10 protein-coding genes are annotated in these 4,262 nt (G+C 43.5%); 9 read left to right on the top strand and 1 reads right to left on the bottom strand.

The annotated features are described in order from the left end of the window. The first annotated feature begins 181 nt into the window (after nt 1-181). Nucleotides 182-418 carry a hypothetical protein gene (locus tag ACTRXG_RS16705; RefSeq protein ID WP_474286044.1) on the top strand — a complete coding sequence of 79 codons (237 nt, stop codon included), beginning with the start codon at nt 182-184 and terminating at the stop codon, nt 416-418. Here ACTRXG_RS16705 and ACTRXG_RS16700 read toward each other — a convergent pair. After that, the gene (locus ACTRXG_RS16700) at nt 396-674 is read right to left on the bottom strand and encodes a hypothetical protein (RefSeq protein WP_474286043.1); all 279 of its coding nucleotides are present in this window, start codon (nt 672-674) and stop codon (nt 396-398) included. The two genes, ACTRXG_RS16705 and ACTRXG_RS16700, sit on opposite strands and share 23 nt — an antisense overlap. Nucleotides 675-784: 110 nt before the next feature. Between ACTRXG_RS16700 and ACTRXG_RS16695 the strand changes: the two genes are divergently transcribed. The 8 genes from ACTRXG_RS16695 (at nt 785) to ACTRXG_RS16660 (ending at nt 4,153) form a co-directional block, all read left to right on the top strand. Next, nucleotides 785-1,126, top strand: a complete 342-nt coding sequence (locus ACTRXG_RS16695; RefSeq protein ID WP_474286041.1) for a Rha family transcriptional regulator — start codon at nt 785-787, stop codon at nt 1,124-1,126. Next, nucleotides 1,105-1,374, top strand: a complete 270-nt coding sequence (locus tag ACTRXG_RS16690; protein ID WP_474286039.1) for a hypothetical protein — start codon at nt 1,105-1,107, stop codon at nt 1,372-1,374. Before ACTRXG_RS16695 ends, ACTRXG_RS16690 begins: the two co-directional genes overlap by 22 nt. Continuing rightward, nucleotides 1,335-1,439, top strand: coding sequence for an ORF6C domain-containing protein (locus ACTRXG_RS16685; RefSeq protein ID WP_474286045.1), 105 nt, complete (start codon nt 1,335-1,337; stop codon nt 1,437-1,439). The genes ACTRXG_RS16690 and ACTRXG_RS16685 overlap by 40 nt, the downstream gene beginning before the upstream one ends. A 70-nt stretch (nt 1,440-1,509) precedes the next feature. Beyond that, nucleotides 1,510-1,638 carry a hypothetical protein gene (locus tag ACTRXG_RS16680; protein ID WP_474286037.1) on the top strand — a complete coding sequence of 43 codons (129 nt, stop codon included), beginning with the start codon at nt 1,510-1,512 and terminating at the stop codon, nt 1,636-1,638. A gap of 51 nt (nt 1,639-1,689) precedes the next feature. Further along, a complete protein-coding gene (locus tag ACTRXG_RS16675) occupies nt 1,690-2,178 on the top strand; it encodes a hypothetical protein (protein WP_474286036.1) in 489 nt (162 codons plus the stop codon). A 383-nt stretch (nt 2,179-2,561) separates the two neighbouring features. Beyond that, entirely contained in the window at nt 2,562-2,804 is a 243-nt protein-coding gene (locus ACTRXG_RS16670) for a hypothetical protein (RefSeq protein ID WP_474286034.1), read from the top strand. Nucleotides 2,805-2,885: 81 nt separating this feature from the next. Then, entirely contained in the window at nt 2,886-3,494 is a 609-nt protein-coding gene (locus tag ACTRXG_RS16665; protein ID WP_474286032.1) for a hypothetical protein, read from the top strand. Between the two features lie 65 nt (nt 3,495-3,559). Next, nucleotides 3,560-4,153, top strand: a complete 594-nt coding sequence (locus tag ACTRXG_RS16660; protein ID WP_474286030.1) for a hypothetical protein — start codon at nt 3,560-3,562, stop codon at nt 4,151-4,153. Nucleotides 4,154-4,262: the final 109 nt, after the last annotated feature.

Raw genomic sequence — 4,262 nt, 5'->3', positions numbered from 1 at the left:
TACCGTATCAACGGGGATTCTGTCTCTTTTTTATTGATAATGGAAATAATTGTTAATAAACCCGCAACATAAAAGTAATGTAAGAGTACGACACGCCAGCTGCAGCTTATAACGCGCTGAAAGAAAAAACCGAGAGTACAGGCGTTTTTCATGAATTAAAGATTATCGAGGAGGTGCCAGCATGAACGAAAAGCAAAGTAAACAAAATCCCAGAAAGGACATTCGGCTAAATTACCAAGAGCAGACCATTAAATTAGGTAGGGCCGTTGCCGCTGAACACACAGAAGCAACGTACCCTGAATCAACCTTGTTGAAAATCGGATTGAGTTACATCGAAAGATCTCCGTTTGATAAAGAATATTGGGATAAAAGTTTATTCCCAAGTCAATCGGGCTCTATTTCTTCAGATGCTTCTTAAGCCACTCACTTCCTTGGTCATCAATGTTATACCAAGCACCTTCGGTACCAAGTGCTACAACCAGCAACCGATCATTATTAGACGTAACGCTTTTTAAACCGTCTCGAAGACTAACTGCATCGTGTCGAGTGGTATCAATAATCCAAAACGAATTAAAGTGTTTGAACCAAGCCCCACTGTTTTTTAGAAATTCTTTGACCGCTTCATATTCTTGGCCAGGTGCATTTAAATCGTACGTTACTGCATAAACAGTCATTGTTTCACCTCCTTCCTCGGAGCGAGTTCGATACGAAAGAAGGAAGTTCCTACCAGTTCAAATGTTTCAACAACAAAGAACCACTAACTATTGCTTAGAGGAGGATGGAAATGGAAGAACTAGTGTACCAACAAAATGGAGAAGCAGTCACAGATTTAGTAACCGCCGCAGAAATATTCGACAAGCAGCGCAAAGGTGTATTGCGGGACATTCGCAACCTGGATTGTAGCTTCGAATTCTCACAGCGCAACTTTGCGCCGTCAACGTATAGGAATGAACGAGGCCGCGAATACGAATGCGTAATCATTAAGCAAGACGGGTTTTCGTTTCTGGTCATGAGCTACACCGGCAGAAAAGCAGCTGCGTTCAAGGAGATATTATCTCTAAATTCAATGAAATGCGCGAAACGATTCAAAACCAAGTTCCCGTATTGGATGAACGAACGGCTTTAATTGAATCACTAAAAATGACCGCCGAAACAGTTGAACGAACGCAGCACTTGAAAGTCAGCGTGCAGCAACTAAGCAGCAAAGTCGATAACCAAATCACGCTCGATAATGGTGAACAACGCCGCCTCCAAAAAGCCGTCTCCATCCGCATTTATGACTTGACCGAGGACAAGGACGAACGGAAGCGGCTCTTCCGCAAGCGTACCGGGACATTAAAGACCGTTTCGGTTTCGGCAGCTATAAAGATGTAAAACGCAAAGACCTGGAAGCTGCGGTCAACTACATTAACCACTGGATCCCGAAACAAGTCGCGTAAATCGAATAAAGGCGGGGCGCCTATTGTAAGCATACCGCGCCCTATTACTTACCACGAGGAGGACGACAAAATGAAGAAGTTATATTTCGAACGAGAAATAAGAGGATTTTTGCGCCAGGCACGAGAGGAGGCCGAACTGACCCAGGGCACGCTGGCCGACTGCATTTACAACCGCATCGGATTTGGCGTGTGCGACTAGTCCTATACATCGGCCATCGAACGGGGCGACAAACCCTTAACCAATATTCGTGTGCTTGCAACCTGGGCCAAAGTTACCAAAGCATATGAACTGGCAGAGATTATTGTATATCAATGGGACCTGGATCCACTGGCTGCTCCGTCGATCCGAAAAGAAATGAATCAAAGCATTGCCTCTACGGCGTTAAATATCGTAGAGCAGTTCACAGAAGCAAAAGAAGCGCTGGAGCGGCTGACCCATGTGTATAACCATCGGCCGTTTGATCAGCCATTTGAAGCTACTGATGCACATTATGACGACCTCGAAGCATGTAGACGTGATCTGGGCGATGAAGTCTTACTTGTTTGCCTGGTCGAGAGAAATGAATGTGGATTTGGAAGTCATGGGGAACAGCTGGGTGCAGCAGCTGGTCGCTGGCCGACAGGAACGAGGGAAGAAGCGGAGCTTGATATGAAGCGAACGTGTCGATTAGAAAAGGGTCTGATGGCGGTTTATGTTGGAACGCTCGAATTTGTGCTTTATGTCCTGCAGAGCATATAAAAATCGCCAGCTATGGGTAGTAGCTGATGATTCGGGGATTAAGAGAAATTCTACTAATAGTATATCACAAACGAAGGGGAGCAGCTAGAAGGCTGTAACGGGTTAGACAAGCTTAAAAAGGACGCCAGTCGATGACCGGCGTCTAGCACATTGGAGGTGCAGTAGAACCGTTTCTTCTACGCACATAATAGTCCTTTTCCCACCGCGTACAAGAATTAATCATATAGGAGGTCGACTAAAAGGAAGGCATCTGGGATGACAAAATACCGAAGCACATCGAAAATACGCAATGGCTGGAAGGGAAGATCAACGCGCTGCAGAACCAGCTCATGGCCAGCGGGGCATACTCCCGGGCGGAGGTATTGGAGAGTCAGGGGTTTCTTTTGGGAAATACGGATACGCAGAGCGAGGATTATGGCGCCCTGTACTTAGGGCCGGGTATTTTTGCGTTGGCGGACGAAGTGAATACGGAAACTGGCCAATGGGATTTCCGAACGTTTGGCACACCGAAAGGCTTTACGGCCGATGAACTCAATGCCGGGATCATCCGGACAGCGCTCATTAAACTCATGAGCGAGGAGGGGTTGCTGACGATCGAACACAACATGATCCATATGCGGAGCTAAGAATCCGCCCAAAAAACGGTAATAGAGCCTGGGGAATTCACACTTACCAGGTCGGACGGCCATAATCTTATTTTCGGAGGTATGCTGAATCTGGAATACAATGTCCAGTTCACACCGGCCCCTTGGACGGATCAAGGCGTTGAGCATACAGCACGGAACTATCGGATTTCGGAAACGAGACCTCGAGATATTTCGTATGGTCGTTTTCGTCGGGACGGTCGTTATTTGAACCTCACTTTAGGATTACGTGTGGAAGAAGAAGGCGAATCTTGTATTGTTCGAGTAGAATCGACCGGCGAAACAAGAGAAATCTTTGCTACTACGATCGAGACTTCCATCTCGGATGATTGGCAAGACATGGAGCGCTTGGTGTTGATTGACTTTGGCGTTCCTGACGGCGACCGTCAGCTTTTCTATGTCACGGTGCAATCGGAAAACGGGACTCCAGTGCAGGCGCGTGCAAAGTGGAAGGATAAAAGGAGGGAGAGAATCATGCTATTTTTCTGTGATGTGACTGAAAACGGGGAGATCATCAATGCAATCAGTGGGAAGTACGTGGTGCCGGAACGGCAGTATGACCATTTCTTCTTTCTGGAAATGAAAGAAGATCAAGAGATTATTAACCATCCGATAAAATATAAAATTGATCGAGATGAAAGGAAAATAACAAGAAAACAATTAGAAGAATGAACTATATCAATGTAAGCTTTTTTTGTATAATTAATTTAGAAAGTAATTATACAAGGGAGGAAAAAATGACACTCATAACAGCTATAGCTCATGAAGATTTTATATCAGTAGTAAGCGATGGTAAATTAACAAGTAATGACCCACATGTTCCTTCTCGTGATGACTACTGTAAATTTGAATTGATCGTTGATAATTTACTTGTTGGAGGGGCAGGCTCATATCGTCCTATAAATAGAGTCATCGATACCATTAAAGAAAGATTTTACACTTGGAATAGTATTGAAGATATGAGTGAAGAATTGAAGCAAACTATTGTAAATGACTATCCAAGAGACCAAAATCCTAATATAAAAATTAATTTGCTAATTGTAGGAATCGACCATCAAAGAAGGACGTTTGTATGTACCTTAGATAATATAATTAGACATCCGGTAGAATTAGTTCGCCCTCATGAACACCCTTCGAAAGAAGCCATAGCTATAACTACAAATCCCGTAAATTTTTATTATTACGACAATATATATCGTTTAATAAGAGAAGAAGAACCTCAAAGCCCAGATGATTATGTAAAAATTCAAGAAAAATTTAATGACCTAGTGGTACCTTTAGATGAATCAGTAAATGATACACATTTCTCGCATATTATATATAACGATTGAAAAGTAGATGTCTTTTTGAAGGCGTCTTTTTTTGTTTGATGCAGAATAGAAATACATAACTGTGCAGGCCAAACGTACATCATTCAAGGCATAAAAAAAGCCTTGCCAG

This window comes from Marinococcus sp. LNSP9103-4 (assembly GCF_056034345.1).
This window is presented reverse-complemented; position numbering and strand designations above follow the sequence as displayed.